This window comes from Mangrovimonas sp. CR14, from assembly GCF_011764015.1.
In the GTDB taxonomy this organism is placed as follows: domain Bacteria; phylum Bacteroidota; class Bacteroidia; order Flavobacteriales; family Flavobacteriaceae; genus Mangrovimonas; species Mangrovimonas futianensis.
On sequence record NZ_JAAFZY010000001.1, the window covers coordinates 553,638 to 570,777 of the forward strand.

14 protein-coding genes are annotated in these 17,140 nt (G+C 37.6%); 9 read left to right on the forward strand and 5 right to left on the reverse strand.

What is annotated here, in order from left to right; all coding sequences use genetic code 11:
* The first annotated feature begins 8 nt into the window (after window positions 1-8).
* The gene (locus tag GZ212_RS02445) at window positions 9-491 is read left to right on the forward strand and encodes a hypothetical protein (RefSeq protein WP_166956961.1); all 483 of its coding nucleotides are present in this window, start codon (window positions 9-11) and stop codon (window positions 489-491) included.
* A gap of 59 nt (window positions 492-550) precedes the next feature.
* On the opposite strand, the gene GZ212_RS02450 is transcribed toward GZ212_RS02445, so the two are convergent.
* Window positions 551-3,250 carry a T9SS type B sorting domain-containing protein gene (locus GZ212_RS02450; protein WP_166956963.1) on the reverse strand — a complete coding sequence of 900 codons (2,700 nt, stop codon included), beginning with the start codon at window positions 3,248-3,250 and terminating at the stop codon, window positions 551-553.
* Between the two features lie 172 nt (window positions 3,251-3,422).
* Window positions 3,423-4,094, reverse strand: coding sequence for a 16S rRNA (cytidine(1402)-2'-O)-methyltransferase (rsmI, locus tag GZ212_RS02455; RefSeq protein ID WP_166956965.1), 672 nt, complete (start codon window positions 4,092-4,094; stop codon window positions 3,423-3,425).
* A gap of 90 nt (window positions 4,095-4,184) precedes the next feature.
* Between rsmI and GZ212_RS02460 the strand changes: the two genes are divergently transcribed.
* Complete coding sequence (locus GZ212_RS02460) at window positions 4,185-7,577, forward strand: gliding motility-associated C-terminal domain-containing protein (RefSeq protein ID WP_166956967.1); 3,393 nt, start codon at window positions 4,185-4,187, stop codon at window positions 7,575-7,577.
* Here the strand turns inward: GZ212_RS02460 and GZ212_RS02465 are convergent.
* Window positions 7,574-8,308: a hypothetical protein gene (locus GZ212_RS02465; protein WP_166956969.1), complete on the reverse strand. Its 735-nt coding sequence runs from the start codon at window positions 8,306-8,308 to the stop codon at window positions 7,574-7,576. The two genes, GZ212_RS02460 and GZ212_RS02465, sit on opposite strands and share 4 nt — an antisense overlap.
* A 103-nt stretch (window positions 8,309-8,411) precedes the next feature.
* On the opposite strand from GZ212_RS02465, the gene GZ212_RS02470 reads away from it, so the two are divergent.
* From GZ212_RS02470 to GZ212_RS02485, 4 genes are all read left to right on the forward strand, one after another.
* Window positions 8,412-9,086, forward strand: a complete 675-nt coding sequence (locus GZ212_RS02470; RefSeq protein ID WP_053970906.1) for a thymidine kinase — start codon at window positions 8,412-8,414, stop codon at window positions 9,084-9,086.
* A complete protein-coding gene (gene alr, locus GZ212_RS02475) occupies window positions 9,052-10,158 on the forward strand; it encodes an alanine racemase (protein WP_166956971.1) in 1,107 nt (368 codons plus the stop codon). Before GZ212_RS02470 ends, alr begins: the two co-directional genes overlap by 35 nt.
* A 65-nt stretch (window positions 10,159-10,223) precedes the next feature.
* Window positions 10,224-10,625 carry a large-conductance mechanosensitive channel protein MscL gene (gene mscL, locus GZ212_RS02480; RefSeq protein WP_053970908.1) on the forward strand — a complete coding sequence of 134 codons (402 nt, stop codon included), beginning with the start codon at window positions 10,224-10,226 and terminating at the stop codon, window positions 10,623-10,625.
* A gap of 122 nt (window positions 10,626-10,747) precedes the next feature.
* Window positions 10,748-11,737, forward strand: a complete 990-nt coding sequence (locus GZ212_RS02485; protein WP_053970909.1) for an aspartate-semialdehyde dehydrogenase — start codon at window positions 10,748-10,750, stop codon at window positions 11,735-11,737.
* A 287-nt stretch (window positions 11,738-12,024) separates the two neighbouring features.
* Here the strand turns inward: GZ212_RS02485 and GZ212_RS02490 are convergent, their stop codons facing one another.
* A complete protein-coding gene (locus GZ212_RS02490) occupies window positions 12,025-13,164 on the reverse strand; it encodes an ATP-binding protein (protein WP_166956973.1) in 1,140 nt (379 codons plus the stop codon).
* Window positions 13,165-13,186: 22 nt separating this feature from the next.
* The gene (locus GZ212_RS02495) at window positions 13,187-13,939 is read right to left on the reverse strand and encodes an SDR family NAD(P)-dependent oxidoreductase (RefSeq protein ID WP_166956975.1); all 753 of its coding nucleotides are present in this window, start codon (window positions 13,937-13,939) and stop codon (window positions 13,187-13,189) included.
* 306 nt (window positions 13,940-14,245) lie between these two features.
* Here GZ212_RS02495 and GZ212_RS02500 point away from each other — a divergent pair, with 306 nt between their 5' ends.
* The 3 genes from GZ212_RS02500 to GZ212_RS02510 all read left to right on the forward strand — a co-directional run bounded on the left by GZ212_RS02500 (window position 14,246) and on the right by GZ212_RS02510 (window position 17,139).
* Window positions 14,246-15,055, forward strand: coding sequence for a DUF4382 domain-containing protein (locus tag GZ212_RS02500; RefSeq protein WP_240923718.1), 810 nt, complete (start codon window positions 14,246-14,248; stop codon window positions 15,053-15,055).
* Window positions 15,056-15,205: 150 nt separating this feature from the next.
* On the forward strand, window positions 15,206-16,207 hold the full coding sequence (locus tag GZ212_RS02505; RefSeq protein ID WP_166957269.1) for a MoxR family ATPase: 1,002 nt from the start codon (window positions 15,206-15,208) through the stop codon (window positions 16,205-16,207).
* 65 nt (window positions 16,208-16,272) lie between these two features.
* On the forward strand, window positions 16,273-17,139 hold the full coding sequence (locus GZ212_RS02510) for a DUF58 domain-containing protein (RefSeq protein ID WP_166956977.1): 867 nt from the start codon (window positions 16,273-16,275) through the stop codon (window positions 17,137-17,139).
* Window position 17,140: the final 1 nt, after the last annotated feature.

A 17,140-nucleotide genomic window follows, 5' to 3' on the forward strand; every position in this document is an offset into this window, starting at 1 on the left:
AAATTCTTATGAAAACACTTCTTTTGACACTTTGTTTCGTTTTAATGACTCCCAAATTGGAGGTGGCTAAAGACCCTATAATAGGCACTTGGAAAATGACCAAATTGGTTTGGCAATATGAAAATGGCACTACAAAGGATAGGGCGCTGGGGAAGCATACCTTACATAAAACCTTTGCCTACTACGGAGATGGAACCCTTGTCTTTAGGGAATACCTTTACAATGAGGACACTGATCATTTTGATTTACCCGGAAATGAGATAACAAAAGGGACTTGGATTAAAAGAGAAGGACAAGAATATCAAAGGGAAATGAAACGGTATTATGGAGACAAAATATCATCTACCTACCCTAATTCTTCTCGTGTTTTTGTGTTTTCTGAGGACCAAAACTCCATGCAGATAATCACCGATTTTGAAAAAGACGAAACCATATTTGAAGGAAATAATAAGCCTGTTAAGGAAGTGGCCTATTTTGTAAGGTGGCAGTAATAAGTTTATATCTTAAAATAATTATTAGTTGATACCATTTTCTTAAGTAGACTGTTGTTTTATCTTTTCAATGCAAAATGTCCAGTAAAAAAATGACCATTTCCTAAATCTGCTCTAAACCAATAATCATTTGTTGCCATCTTTTCATCCTTGTAGGATCCGTCCCAACCAATATCATTTGAAGACAATTGCGTTAATAGTTTACCATATCTGTCAAAAATCAATATTTTTGAATTAGGGAACTGACGAATGCCTGCAATTTGCCAAAAATCATTATCTCCATCGTTGTTAGGAGTAAAGAATTTGGGGTAGTCTATTATTGAGACTGTTTTCGAATCTTCTCCACAACCATCCTGATCTCTTACAGAAACCTCATATGTACCGCCAGGTAAATTTGAAAAATAATTGCTTTCTTGATAGTTGACACCATCAATGGAATACTCAAAGTTACCATCACCAGATGCTATTATTTCAATATAATTATTTCCAAGTTCTCCATAATTTACTTGTAAAATTTCAGGTAATTCCGAGCGAATAACATTAAAAGAAAATGAATTTTCGCAAAGAACACCATTTTCAAATTGTGTGACTGTTAAAATATAACCTCCTTCTTCTGTTAAAACCGCGAGGTAAGAATCAGACATCAAGGTCCCATCTTCATAAGACCAATTAAAAGAGTTAAAATTGGGATTGGTAGTTAAAGAAAACGAGGGTTCTAAGTCACAAATTAGGTATTCATTTTCCAAGTTAATTTCGGGTAAATCATTTACAATTAACTCAAAAGATGTTTCAGCAAAGCAAATGGGGTTTGATGAATCTTCAACTCTAATATGGATGGTTTGAGAATAGGGTTCTGTGTTTTGAAATGAAGCAGGTAATGGGCTTGGTAAGGGGTTGAAATTGGAATCAAAATACTGAATTGTTAGTCCTGTCTGATTCTCTATTATTTGATTTTGGATGTCTGTAGTATCAAATTCTGAATATCCATTTCCTAAATCACATCCAAATAAATTATTTGGTTGGTTAATATTGGGTTGTGTTATTGTTTGCAGTTGTAAGGTCGTTTCAGAAAAACAGGTTGTGTTATTGTTTGTAACCCTTATGGTAATAATATCATTAAATGGGTTAGAATTGGTAATGGGGTTAGGTAAGGGGCTAGGTAATTGAATTCCGTTTTCGTCAAAATAATCAACAGTCATCCCAACCTGTCCATTTAGGATTTCACTTTCTAAATTAGTAGTGTCAAAATATTCTGAAATACCATCGTTGTTATCGTCACATCCAAATATTGTTTGAGGTTGATTGATCACGGGATTATCATTGATAATCAAATTTATAATGATTTCGGATGAGCAATTGGTGATGGTATCAGTAACTAAGGCTATAACATAATCTTGATAGGGCGTAAGGTTCAAAAAATTAGTATAATCTTGGGGTGATATCAAAGTGTTATTGCTGTTATAAAGCGCTACAGTTAAATTAGTTTGGCCATTTATTAAGTCATTTGGAATGTTTTCTAGACTAAATTCAGAAAAACCTCCTATTTGCGTATTACATGCATGGATATCTTCGACTTGATTAATATTGGGTATGGGGATAACTGTTAAGTTAAATGAAGTTTCCGTATAACAACACAGGTCACTACTGTTACTTACTCTGGCAGTGATTGTTTGAGAATTTGGCTGTGTATTTGTGAAAGGATTAGGTAATGGACTAGGTAATTGATTTCCATTTTGGTCAAAATAGGAAACAACAACTGCCGTTTGGCCATTAGTGACTTGGGACTCTACATTAGATGTGTCAAAATTTGAAGAGATTCCTGAGCCAGAAACGCTTTCACAACCCTCAAGATTCTCAATGGGGTATGCTATTGGTGGTTCGGCAACAGAAATAGTTTCATTCAACACAAATGTGCTTCCGTCGGTGTGTTGGATAGTTGCTGTTATGGCATATTGTCCAGGAGAGGAAAAATCATGTTGGGGTGAGATTAAATCAGAATTATTGTTTGGGCTTGAGGGAGCATCACCAAAATCCCATTGAACGGTATTTATGTTGTTCTCGTTGTTAAGATGAAATTCTACAAGGGTATTTGTGCAATCATTGGTAAAATTTAAAGTAAAAGGGTCATTGGTACTATTCTTACTTCCTGTTACATTTATATAAAAATTAGCATTGGGATAGCCCATGTCGGTGGCTGTGACAAAACCATTGATGGGTGTCGCATTTGATATACAGTACCTTTGCCACGAAAGGTCATTGTCCTCAAGCGAGCCGGCTATAAAAGCAACTGAAGAAGGGGAACCTATGCCTCCCATTCCCTTCTTAACTTCCACAAGGATACGCAAAGTTCCGGCGGGTACCATGATTGGGGTTTCAAAATCGATTGTTATGATTTCTGGGGTATCATTAATGTTCCAAGGCAAATCAACTTCTTGACTCTCTCCAATTAAATTAGATTCTGAAAAAGAGCTTGGGAAATCATCGTCTATGGCATAAATCCTGAATTGACCTGTCGGAATCCATGACGTATTAACTATGGCAAATTGCCCTTTATTGATGATAAATTCATCATCAGAATCAATACCAAATTCTTCGAGCGTAAAAGTTCTTGACCAATAAATATTTGAGGAGGTACATGAATGAATATTGGTTTGAACAACTTCACATGAATTGTGAGTGAGGGTTATTTGGGCATTTATATTAAAAATCCAACAAAATGATATTAATACAAAGAAATTAAGTTTAAGGACTTTTTGCATTTTTTGGTATTATAGGTCTTGCTTTACAAAGCTAGTTTAATTTAAATTTATTTAGAAGAAGATTAAAGTATCATGGGTTCTAATTTCAAAAAAAGTATTTAGATAATTAAAAGTTTCTTCATAAAATAACTGGAAATCAATCCTGTAAAAAGATAAATCCAGCAGGGGTTTATCACTTTTTCCCAGCCACAACTACAACAATTTCTCCCTTTGGAGGGTGGGCGTTATAATGTTCCAGGACTTCCTTGACAGTACCACGAACGGTTTCTTCATACAGTTTGGTAAGTTCTCGAGAGACCGATACCTGGCGGTCTTCACCAAAGTATTCACAAAAGTGACCCAGTGTTTTAAGAAGTTTATGCGGACTCTCATAAAAAATCATGGTTCTGGGTTCTTCGGCAAGCAAGGTCAAGCGGGTTTGCCTCCCTTTTTTAACAGGTAAAAAGCCTTCAAATACAAACTTGTCGTTAGGTAAGCCACTATTTACCAAAGCAGGCACAAAGGCAGTAGCCCCAGGCAAACATTCTACTTCTATGTGGTTTTCTATAGCGGCACGGGTCAATAAAAACCCAGGGTCAGAAATGGCTGGGGTGCCGGCATCACTTATCAAGGCAATAGATGAACCGCCTTTAAGGCGTTCTATTAAGCGCTCTAGCGTTTTATGTTCGTTGTGCATGTGGTGTGACTGGGAGGGCGTTGTAACCTCAAAGTGCTTGAGCAATTTACCAGAAGTTCTGGTGTCTTCGGCAAGAATCAAATCGACCTCCTTTAAGACCTCAATGGCTCTAAAGGTCATGTCTTTTAAATTTCCAATGGGAGTAGGAACTATATAGAGTTTGCTCATTTTGTAAGGTTGAATGTTCAAATTTACAATCTTTTAGGGTATCTTAACGCAACCAAAAAAGGAATTTGACGTCTACTATAAAACCAACTTATGCTTCAAAGGATCCTACTATTCTGTTTCTTCCTATTCAGTATACCATTTATTTTTTCACAGACCACAGACTTGTCAGTCTCTGTTGCAGCTCAAAATCTGGAAGGTAGTGATGTGTCACAGGTTCACATATTTGAAGATTTTCAATATGTTGTTACCATAAGTAACTCTGGAGGAACTGTAAGCAATGCTACTTTTTCTGTTGACCTGAGTGATTCGGTTATAGTGGAATCTTATATGTCACAAAACAATTTAGGTGGAGCTAGTTTGATAACAGATTTTATTATGGCTGCTGGGAATGTGTTGACAGGAACGGTCCCAAGTTTACCAAACAATTCGAGTGTAGAAATCAAACTTTTGGTTACGGCACCGCCAACTCCTGGGGGGATTGCCATAAATGCCTCTGTAGAGGCTCCAACAGGCACTTCGGACGTGAATATGGGGAATAACCAATCTATTATTTCTATGGACGTGGTTGATCTTCCTATTGATTTTACGGTGTCCCACTGGCAAGTGAGTCCGCCAGAAGGAACCGGTATTAGCGCTTGGGGGGATATGGTGACTTATCAATTTACCATTACCAATAATAGTATCATAGACTATCCATTAAATTGGTTTTCTGGCCGCATGAATTTGCTTTCCAATATTAATGCGGGGAAGGCTTTTGTGGTTTTGGAATCTTTAAGTTGTATAGGAGCAAGCGGGGGTATGGATTGTACTGATGTTTCAGCTACTAGTGGGACGGCTGTTGTGAGCTCTTCGCAAAGTGTTTTTACCTTTTCAAGTCCTATCGAGTTTACAGCTGGTGGATCTTTGACCTTTGAAGTGCAATACCAATTTACTGGGGCTACTTGTGCTCTAGCCCTGGAACCTTTGGAAGTGGGAAGTTATATTCGATTGAATATAGATCATGAAAATGAGTCTTCAGACGATTCCAATATTGTTGAAACGGGCCTTTTGGAAAGTGAACTCTGTGATGCAACGGATGTTTGTATAGACACCGTTCAAATCAATCCAGAGCCTACCGAGGTAGTTGGATGGGGAGAGGAAGTTACATTGGTGACAACTGTTTGTAACAACGGACCCATGGACTCCTTTGTGGAGTTCTTTCTTCAGAATTTAAGTTCGGCGCTTATTGATTGGGACATTATTTCATTGAACTGTACGACTACCACAGGTGACGTTAATTGCGATGATTTTGAATTGAGTATAACCGACATGTTTTGGACCAGTGATACATTTGTTTTACCAGCCAATACAACGATTACCATTGAAACGGTAGTCGTTTTTAATGGGCCTGAATGTGCTACAAGTCCGGGGACTTTATTGGCCACTTTAAAAAGTGTGATCAATATCATGCAGAGTGGGCTTATTGACACCAACCCTGATAATAATTATCAATCTGACAATGTTATTCTAGAAATGTTGCCAGATTGCCCAACGGCAGATATTTTTGTTTCAAAAGATCAAATATATCCTGAGTTGCCTGTTGGTTCGTCTGAAGATAATACAGCCAATTGGGGCGAAATTACTTATGAAATCACAGCCCAAAATAATACAGAAGTAGATGTTCCTATTGGACTGCATGACTACATAACTGTGGTGCAGGGAGTGGATATCACAGGTACTTTGGTTTCGGTTGATTGTGTTTCGACAACGGGTACTGCCACTTGTTTCCCCTTGGAGCATTTGTATATAGGACAGGTTTTTGATGGGATTCCCGAAGGTGGTGAGGATGATGTTTTGTGGGAGATTTTGGAAGCTGATAATTGGATGTTGCCTGCACAAAGTTCGGTGACCTTTCATGTGGTGGTAGATTGGCAACCCAGTTGTTCTGATGAGGATGTTTATGTAGACAACCATGTGACCATTGATTATTTCAGCAACCTGGTCGTAGACAACAATGAGAACAATAATGCGGCAAGCGTAAGAACCTATTTGGCACCTTGTGTGGATTTGCTGGTGCAGACCTTTCCAGAATTTCCGCAGGTCAATATCAATCAAGGGTTTAACTGGATTGTAGATATCACCAGTAGTAGTGCTAGCTATAATGCTGTAAATATTGATTTTGAGAATATTTTGGGAAATGAATTCATTATTAATGGTACGCCTACTTGTACGGTTACCAATGGTAATGCCGCATGTATGAGCAATATCAACATCAATGGAAACACACTAACAGGGATCATCCCATTTATGGATGCCAATTCCACGATTCGGGTGATTATCCCGGTGAACGCACCCAATTTTGGAGGTGCTTTTACCAATACGGTTTCAGCCATTCCAAACCCCGATGACAATGAGGAAATATCTCCAGAGACCAATATTTCCATCAGTAATGTGCAGGTGATTGCACCATTTTTAGTGAAGTCGTTTGATCCAGATACGATCTATGAGGGACAGCAAACCACCTTGACATTTACTATTAATAACACCTCTACCAGTCCACAACAAACGGGTATTGTGTTTGTGGATAATCTTCCTATGGGAATGGTGTTAAATGGGCCTCCCACTTGGGTCATGACCAATGGGGCCACAGGAGATTTTGTTGGTGATGTAGGCGATACTTTTGTGGGTATTACCAATTTGACAATCCCACAAGGGATTTCGAATTGTACATTTTCAGTAGAGATAATAGCTAATGAGGCAGGGAGTTTGGTCAATGCGTATACCAATTTTAGTGATCTTGTGAATATTGATGCCACCCAAACCTATGCGGAGCTTACCGTTTTGGAGGATACTACAGATGTCGATATCGCTGTGGTCAAATCTGTTGAGCCAGATGAAAGTTCTCTTGGTGAAAGTGTTGTGTTTACCATCCAAGTCACAAATAATGGTTCTTCTACAGGGAATAATATAGAAATAACCGAGATGCTTCCTACGAGTTTTGTGGTGGATAGTTATGAGGTGAGTACAGGTACTTTTGATATGGCAACTTACGTTTGGAGTCTTTCCAGTTTGGCGCCACAACAAACAGAAACCTTGACTCTGGAGACGACTATTGTTTCATCGTCTGGGCTTACCAATGTGGCCGTGTTAACTGGGCTTCTGGAAACAGATAGGGATGAGACTAACAATTCCGATGAGGCATCGGTAACCTTGGACAATTGTTTGGAGATACCTCAGGTGTTTACTCCCAACAATGATGGATTCAATGACTATTTTGTGATTCCGTGTCTTCAGGATTATGGTTCCAATAACATCCGAATCTATAACAGATATGGCACCACCGTTTTCAAAACAGAGAATTATGACAATGAGTGGAATGGAAAACCAAACCAAGGAATCTTGCATGACTCCAAAACTCTTTTACCAGTAGGAACCTATTACTATGTCTTAGAGATTGATGCTTTGGATAAACCCGTGGTTGGGTGGGTTTATTTGACTTATTAGTTAAATTTACGCTCTATAATTTCCATAAAACGTTCCTCAAATTCTTCTTTTCCTGCCCAATTATTATGATCTGGTTTGATCATGTTTTGGATTAGATTTTCTGCATCTTCAAAATCGTCCAGCGTGTTAATTTGAGAGATGACACGATCATAATCTTGTGAGTTACCACCAAACAGATGCTTGATAAAGGCTAGTTTATCGTTTAGGCCTATGGTGAAACCACCACGTTTAATATGGTCGTTTAGAGATTTTTTTCCGTTGCCTTGTTTGGAGAGCGGCTCAAAAACGGGTGTTTCTTTAAAGTCCGCCGTTATTTCGTCAAAATCGTTTTTGTGGTATTTGGGTTGATTTGGGATGGCTTTTTCAAACAGCTCATCTACCTGTTGAGATTCTTGAGGCATGTGAGCTACCATATCCTTGATTTTTTCAATGGCAGGTTCCATAATTTCCTCATGCTCATTATCATCCAAATTAATGTAGATTTTATCATCAATTTCAATGTTGTCGCTAATATTGTGATTGAATGCTATATTAATGAGGTCAAAAAATGAAGAATCACTTTCTATGGTAGGTAAATCTTCTTGAAAATTGTCTCTAGCAAATTTTAAAACCGTAAGTTTTTCATACAGCGCCGCTACTTCACGATGCATTTTGTCAATATCATCCTTTCCTTTTAATTTAAGGATTCTATGGGCAATGCTCATCAATTCAGCTTCCAACTTCTTCTTCATAACTTTTAAGATTTAATCCAATATATGCTTTTGTTTTTTAATAAATTTACGCCACCTTTATACAGAACGAGTCATCACCCTGATTTAGTGTTAAAATTACAAAATGTTTCTCGAAAATACGGTAAATCATAAAGAACAATTTGGTTGGATTGAAGTGATATGTGGATCTATGTTCTCGGGTAAGACCGAAGAATTGATCCGTAGATTGAAGCGTGCCCAGTTTGCCAGACAGAAGGTTGAAATTTTCAAACCGGCTATAGACGTACGTTATGATGAGGATAAGGTGGTGTCTCATGACTCCAATGAAATAAGGTCTACACCTGTACCCGCTGCAGCCAATATTCCCATTTTGGCAGATGGTTGTGATGTGGTAGGGATCGATGAGGCCCAGTTTTTTGATGATGAAATAGTGAGGGTTTGTAATGATCTTGCCAATAAAGGGGTACGCGTGATAGTAGCTGGCTTGGATATGGATTTTAAAGGCAATCCATTCGGACCCATGCCACATCTTATGGCAACTGCCGAGTATGTTACTAAAGTGCATGCCATTTGTACGAGAACAGGAAACTTGGCCCAATATAGTTACCGTAAATCAAAGAGTGACGATTTGGTTTTGTTGGGAGAGGTTGATGAATATGAGCCTTTGAGTAGGGCTGCCTTTTACAAAGCTATGTTGCGTGACAAAGTAAGGAACATGAAGGTAAATGATCCTGAAGTGGTTATTAATAAATCTAAAGAAGACCATGCCGAAGACCAAGGAGACCCTATTGGAGATTAACCTGAATTCTCTAGCTCATAACTTCCAATATTTAAAATCCCAAATTTCATATAACACCAAGTTTCTGGCTGTAGTAAAAGCCTTTGCTTATGGTAGTGATGCGGCTGTAATTGCCAGGGAACTGGAGGAGTTAGGAGCTGATTATTTTGCGGTTGCCTATTCTTATGAGGGAGCTGCCTTAAGGGATTCTGGTATAACAAAACCTATTTTGGTATTGCATCCCCAGCCAATTCATTTTAATACCATTATAGAGAGATGTTTGGAGCCGAATCTCTATAGTTTTAAAGTACTTGAGGCGTTTATTAAAATAGCTGAACAAAGCAATCAAATAGATTATCCCATTCATATTAAATTCAATACAGGTTTAAATAGATTGGGATTTAATGAGCAAGATGTTCCAGAAATCATTCAAATTTTAAAGGCTACAAAAGCTGTGAAGGTACGATCCATATTGTCGCATTTGGGTGCTAGTGAAGATCTGAATGAAAAGGAATTTACAGGAAAGCAAATTAATTTGTTTAAAAGCATAGCAGAAACTTTTGAGAGCCAATTAGGAAGCAAAGTCCTTAAGCATATGTGCAATACTTCTGGTATTTTAAACTATCCGGAAGCGCATTTTGATATGGTAAGAAGTGGTATCGGTTTATATGGCTTTGGGAATTCGGAATTGCAGAATAAAAATTTCAAACCCATAGCAACATTAAAATCGGTTATCTCTCAAATCCATCAATTGCATGAAGGGGATAGCTTGGGATATAACCGGGGATTGATTGTTGAGAAGCCTACGAGGACCGCTACTATTCCAGTAGGTCACGCTGATGGTATTAGCAGACTGTATGGAAAAGGAAAGGGTTATGTTTTAATAAATGGTCAAAGGGCCTATATTTCTGGGAATGTTTGTATGGACATGATCATGGTGGATGTTACCGATATTGACTGTGAAGAAGGTGATGAAGTTATCGTTTTTGGAATGGCTTCAACTGCCGATCAATTGGCACAAAGAGCAGGCACCATTTCCTATGAGTTGTTAACCGCTATATCACAGCGCGTTAAAAGAAAGATTATCTCATAATTTTTGTTTTAGGGATTGGTTTTTTTCTATTTTCGTACTAGTTCTAACTATTAATCAATATTATTATGTTAAAAGAGTTTAAAGAATTTGCCATGAAAGGCAATTTGGTGGATATCGCCGTCGCGTTTGTAATGGGTGCTGCTTTTAATAGTGTTGTTACTTCATTTACTGGAGGTATCGTTTCCCCACTAATTGGTTTGATTTTCAAAACCGATTTCAAGGACTTAAAGTACGTTGTAGAAGAAGGTACTTTAAATGAAGCCGGTGAAAAGGTGGGAGAAGTGGCTGTTATGTACGGTGAGTTTTTGACCAACTTGTTGGACTTCATCATTGTAGCCTTTGTAATGTTTATGATTGTTAAGGCTGTTAATGCAATGAAAAAGAAGGAAGAGCCAGCTCCAGAAGCGCCAAAAGGTCCAACTGAAACAGAATTGTTGGTAGAAATAAGAGATTTATTAAAGAAATAATTATTCGCTACACTATATATTCTAAACCTAAAACCACCCAACACGGGTGGTTCTTTTTTGTAATTAAAATTCATGGAAATTTGAATATTAATTACTTTTGTAGCTTATTAAATTTTTAAATCATGAAAATAGCAGTTGTAGGCGCCACAGGTATGGTTGGCGAGGTGATGTTGAAAGTTTTGGAAGAAAGAAACTTTCCAGTATCTGAATTAATTCCAGTAGCATCAGAAAGAAGTGTAGGGAAAAAGGTGACCTTTAAGAATAAGGAGTTCACTATTGTTGGTTTGGAGACAGCTGTGAAGTTAAAACCTGAAATCGCTATTTTTTCGGCAGGTGGAGGAACCTCATTAGAATGGGCTCCTAAGTTTGCTGAAGTTGGAACTACGGTTGTAGACAATTCATCAGCATGGAGAATGGATCCTACCAAAAAACTGGTAGTTCCAGAAATCAATGCCAAAGTTTTAACAAAGGAAGATAAAATTATTGCCAATCCTAATTGCTCAACCATTCAATTGGTGATGGCATTGGCACCATTACATGACAAATACAGAATGAAGCGTGTAGTAGTTTCAACCTACCAATCGGTTTCTGGTACAGGTGTAAAGGCGGTCAATCAAATGGAGAATGAAGTAAAAGGTGTGGAAGGCGAAATGGCCTATCCTTACCCTATCTTTAAAAATGCGCTTCCTCATTGTGATGTGTTTGAAGATAATGGATACACTAAAGAAGAGATGAAATTGGCGCGTGAGCCTCAAAAGATTCTTGATGATAAAACGTTTTCAGTTTCTGCGACAGCAGTTAGAATTCCAACGGCTGGTGGGCACAGTGAATCTGTGAATGTGGAGTTTGAAAATGATTTTGACTTGGCTGATGTAAGAACTTTGCTAAGTGAAACTCCAGGTGTCATCGTTCAGGATAATCCGGGAGCTAACTCCTATCCAATGCCTATTTATGCGCATAATAAGGATGAGGTGTTCGTAGGAAGAATTAGAAGGGATGAAACACAACCCAATACGTTGAACATGTGGATTGTGGCTGATAACTTAAGAAAAGGAGCAGCTACCAATGCGGTTCAAATTGCTGAATATCTAGTAGAAAAGGAATTGGTGTAATCACTTCCAAAAATATAATACATGTGAAAACCACCTTCTTTAAGGTGGTTTTTTATTTTCACCTCATATTTTAATTAATCGTTGCTCGGTTATGAATTGATTGTCAATAGGGGAGAAAAGCAGGCAAACAAAAACCTGCCACATGAACCACTTAAATTTCATAAAGGCAGGTCTGTAAAATCGATTAATAGCATTCCAAATGTCGCTATTAATTTTAAACCAGACATTAAAAATCTTTCAATAGCATGAAAATCTGATAAATTGCTTAGATGTGTATTTTATTGGGATTAACTGTATTTCACCTTTCTTAGAATTCTCATGGCGTCTTTGTATAAGGTGTATATTTCCTCATTGTAAGCCTTTAGGTATGGTCTAATTTCAATGAGTTTGTCAATAGCATCATGAAATAGATTAAAATAACAAAGGAGGTAGGTGATTGGTAAGTTTTTGAGGTCGTGTTCCTCATGGTTGCTTAAACTCATTCCTTTTTTTAATTTCTCCAGGAGGTTATTGTTTGTGTTATAAATATGATAGAGTACCCTTTTGTCATATTGTGGTGGTTGGAACAATAAATCGGTTTTAATGTGGTAGGTAGCATTGTTTTTAAACTCAATTGTGGTTTCTTCAAGTGGGTAATATTTATAGGAATTCTGAAGTCCCAAACGAACATACTCAATAATCTTAAATGTGTTTTCGTCATATTTAATAGAAACCTCGTCTAGATTGGAATAAAAAAGTCTAACCTGCTCGTTAATTAACTTGATATCCACCCGAGAGAAAAACACTTCCTCTTTAACCACTTTCTTCAGGCCAGCCCAACATACCACGAAGTACTCCTTAAAGACCTTGTATTGGGGCGAAAAATCTTTTCGTGTATTCATGAAATCAAACACACCGTCCAGAGTGTGTTCTATGTTGTTTTGGGCATGCCTTTCAATATCAGCAACAATACTGGAATTGTTATCCTTGATTTCGATATCAAATACTTTGGGCATACTCATACTGCCATCCCTAAAGAAGACGGACCCACCATAGTACTTCCAGATATTTTTTCTGAGGGAAGTTATCTTGTTGTCCCCTTTGGCTCTAATGGTTACCAAACCTACTACTTTGTCGTCTGGCAAATGAGGAAAGGGAATGTTTTCATATTGTACGATAGGGGGATTGGTCAAATAGGCATTGATTAAGTTTTGAATTTTACTATCATCAAAAAAATCGGTCCCTACAATTTGATTGTCTTCGTCCTCAACTCCAATAACAATAAAGGAATTGTTGTTAGGGTTGCTGTTGGAGAGGGCACAAATATGCTTTAAGAATTTGGCTTTCCCTTCTTTGTGCGAAATATCAATTCGACGCTTTTTGTCATAAAAACTGTTCTCATCATTATGAGCCAATAAGTTTTTAATGAGCAAGCGTTTGTTAATCATGATAAAGATGGGGAAGATTTAATTATACTTCCTTTTTTAATATGGTTGATGAGGCTTGAGCTGTTGGAAAAATAAGCATGTCTGCAATATTCACATGAGGAGGTCTGGAGACAGCAAAATATATCGCTTCGGCAATATCCTCCGCTTGAAGCGCTTTATAACCTTTATAAACATTATCGGCTTGTGAGCCACCTTTAAATCGAACCTTGGAAAACTCGGTTTCAACCAATCCAGGATTGATAGCCCCTACTTTGATGCCATACGGATTCAAATCAATACGCATACCTTCTGTAATAGCCAGTACAGCATGCTTACTGCCGCAATAGACATTGCCCTTAGGATAGACTTCTTTTCCAGCCGAAGAACCAATATTTATGATATGTCCAGATTGTCTGTCTCGCATAGAGGGAATAATAGCTTTACTTATATATAACAGTCCTTTGACATTGATATCCATCATAGCATCCCAGTCGTCAAGAGATCCTTCATCTATGGGGTCTAGTCCATGGGCATTTCCAGCATTATTAATTAGGATATCAATCGTTTTAAAGGAGTTTGGTAGAGAGTCAATAGCTTTAAAGACTTCGTCTTTGTCTCTCACGTCAAAATTTAGGGTTGTTACGGGTCCAAGAGGCGACAATTCTGTTTTTAATTCATCTAGTCTGTCTTGTCTTCTTCCACAAAGAATAAGTTGAATGCCTTTTTTAGCAAATTCGACAGCTGTAGCCCACCCTATGCCACTGGTTGCACCAGTAATTAATGCAGTTTTGGTCATGTTGTTATTAATAGATCGTTTAATTCCTCATAAAAATAATTAAATCACGCTTGAAAAGCATATAGAAGGAAATGAAAATAGGATTTTTAAACATATCCCAATACAGACTTCTCTATTTTCAGAATTTACTATGTCTTAAAGGAAAGGTACTTTTGTTTTTGGTCTTACGGATTTGTTTTTTGGAAAATGTCGGCTGAAACACCCTATTTTCATTGGGGTTTAACAAACTTTCACATTTTAAAAAGGTCTTTTTAAGAAGATTTGTGCGTATATTATTTCAAACGAAGTTTAACCAAATTTAATTTTATGATTCGATTCAAACAACTTACACTAACACTACTAAGTATACTAACTCTTACCTTTATGGGATGTAGCGATGATGACGGTGATTCAACTCCTCAAGCTAGTACATCTCAAATATCTGTTAAACTGATGGATGAACCTGGAGACTATGAGCATGTTTTTGTAGAGGTACTAGATGTCATGGTCAAAGTGAATGATGAATCAGAAGGAGAAGATGGATGGGAAAGTTTGGGAGCCATCAATACAGGTATTTATGACTTATTAGAACTAACGGGCGGTATTAATGTGCTTTTAGTTGACGATTACACCATTCCAGCTGGAACTTTAAACCAAATCAGATTGATTCTTGGCGATGAAAACACTATTGTTATTGATGGTGTATCTCATCCTTTAAATACGCCTAGTGCACAACAATCAGGATTGAAAATTCAAGTGAACCATACATTAGAGCCAAATATCCACTATACCTTTTTATTGGATTTTGACGTTGATGATTCTATTGTAGAAGCAGGTAATTCAGGAAACATTAATTTACATCCGGTCATCAGAGCGACTACAGAAGCTGACACTGGAGCCATAGCGGGAAGCATTCAAAATGACGTGCAAACTGAAATTGTAGCAACCAATGGTATCGAAACAGTTTCCACTTTTGCCGATGAAGACGGTAATTTTGTTTTGGTAGGTTTAACTGGAGGTACTTACATTGTAACTGTAACACCAGATCCAGAATCCTTATTGACACCAATTGAAATTCAAGACGTTGAGGTAGCCGTAGGGAGCACAACGCAATTAGACCCTATCGTATTAGAGTAATATCCGTTTCTTTTAAATATATGTTAAAGAGCAGCAATCCTTTGCTGCTCTTTTATTTTTAACCTTACCTTAACAGCATCAAAATAAAAATTTTAACAATTTGCACCTCTTTAACGAGCAAAAAAACATACGGCTTAAATTTTGAATATGATGGAAGAAACAGGCACCATAGACATCAAATCAATCAATGAGAAAATTGAAAGGGAAAGTGCTTTTGTAGATTTATTGACCTATGAAATGAATAAGGTCATTGTGGGTCAAAAGCATATGGTTGAACGGTTGTTAATAGGTTTGTTGGGTCAGGGACACATTCTGTTGGAAGGAGTTCCTGGATTAGCAAAAACACTAGCGATTAATACCTTGTCTCAGGCTGTAGATGCTAGCTTTAGTAGAATTCAGTTTACACCAGATTTACTTCCCGCCGACGTAGTAGGTACCTTGATATATAACATGAAGGAGAATGATTTCTCTATCAAAAAAGGACCTATTTTTGCCAATTTTGTTTTGGCAGATGAGATTAACCGAGCTCCTGCAAAAGTACAGTCTGCCTTATTGGAGGCGATGCAGGAAAAACAGGTTACCATTGGTGACGAAACTTTTAAACTGGACAAGCCATTTTTGGTAATGGCAACACAAAACCCTGTGGAGCAAGAAGGGACTTACCCACTTCCAGAAGCACAGGTAGACCGTTTTATGTTGAAAACGGTAATCGAATATCCGTTACAAGCAGAGGAGCAACTTATTATAAGAGCCAATTTAAAAGGGGCTTTTGAAAAAGTAAATGCAGTTGTTTCAATAGATCAAATCTTACGTGCACAAAAAGCAGTTCGTGAGGTTTACATGGATGAGAAAATTGAAAAATATATACTCGATATCATCTTTGCGACACGTTTCCCAGAGAAATATAAACTTTCAGATTTAAAACCGCTTATCTCCTTCGGGGCCTCTCCGCGTGGTAGTATCAATTTGGCAACAGCTGCCAAATGTTATGCTTTCTTAAAACACCGTGGTTATGTGATTCCTGAAGATGTAAGAGCTGTGGTTCATGATGTGTTGCGTCACAGAATAGGAATTACCTATGAGGCCGAAGCCGAAAACATTACTTCTGTAGATATTATCAATAAAATAGTAAATGAGGTAGAGGTACCTTAATGGAAGTCTAAAGCCTAGTCTTTTTCATTTCAGTTATAAAGGGCTTTAAACTTGAGGACTAATTTATGGATACGAAGGAATTACTTAAAAAGGTACGTAAAATAGAAATCAAGACACGTAGGTTGTCTGATCACATTTTTGGGGGGGAATATCACTCGACCTTCAAAGGTCGTGGTATGACTTTTTCTGAAGTTCGCCAATATCAATTTGGGGATGATGTAAGAAGTATTGATTGGAATGTGACGGCACGATACAATGAACCTTACGTGAAGGTGTTTGAAGAGGAACGTGAACTAACCATGATGTTAATGGTGGATATTTCAGGTTCTGAAATGTTCGGTACCAGTCAGCAATTTAAAAATGAAATCGTTACCGAAATCGCCGCTACTTTGGCGTTTTCTGCTACCCAGAACAATGACAAGATTGGGTTGATTTTATTTTCAGAGGATGTTGAACTTTATATTCCACCCAAAAAAGGTAGGTCTCACGTTTTAAGAATTATCAGGGAACTCATAGAATTTGAACCTAAAAGCAAGCAAACCAATATTTCTGAAGCTTTAAAGTTTTTATCCAATGTGATGAAAAAGAAGGCCATTGTGTTTGTTTTGAGTGATTTTATATCAGATGATTATCAGCGTACCCTAAAGATTGTGTCTGGGCGCCATGATGTTACAGGGATACGCGTTTATGACCAGCGTGAGGAAAGTATTCCTAATCTGGGAATGGTTCAAATGCAAGATGGGGAAACGGGAGAGATGATGTTGGTAAATACGTCTTCCAAATCGGTAAGAAGGCAATACGAAGCGTATTACCACGACAAGGTAAACTATTATAAAGACAGTTTTGCCAAATCTGGTGCAGGCAGTTTAAGTTGCCGAACCGATGAAAGCTATGTGAAAAAATTATTAGGATATTTCAAAAGAAGAGGATAGA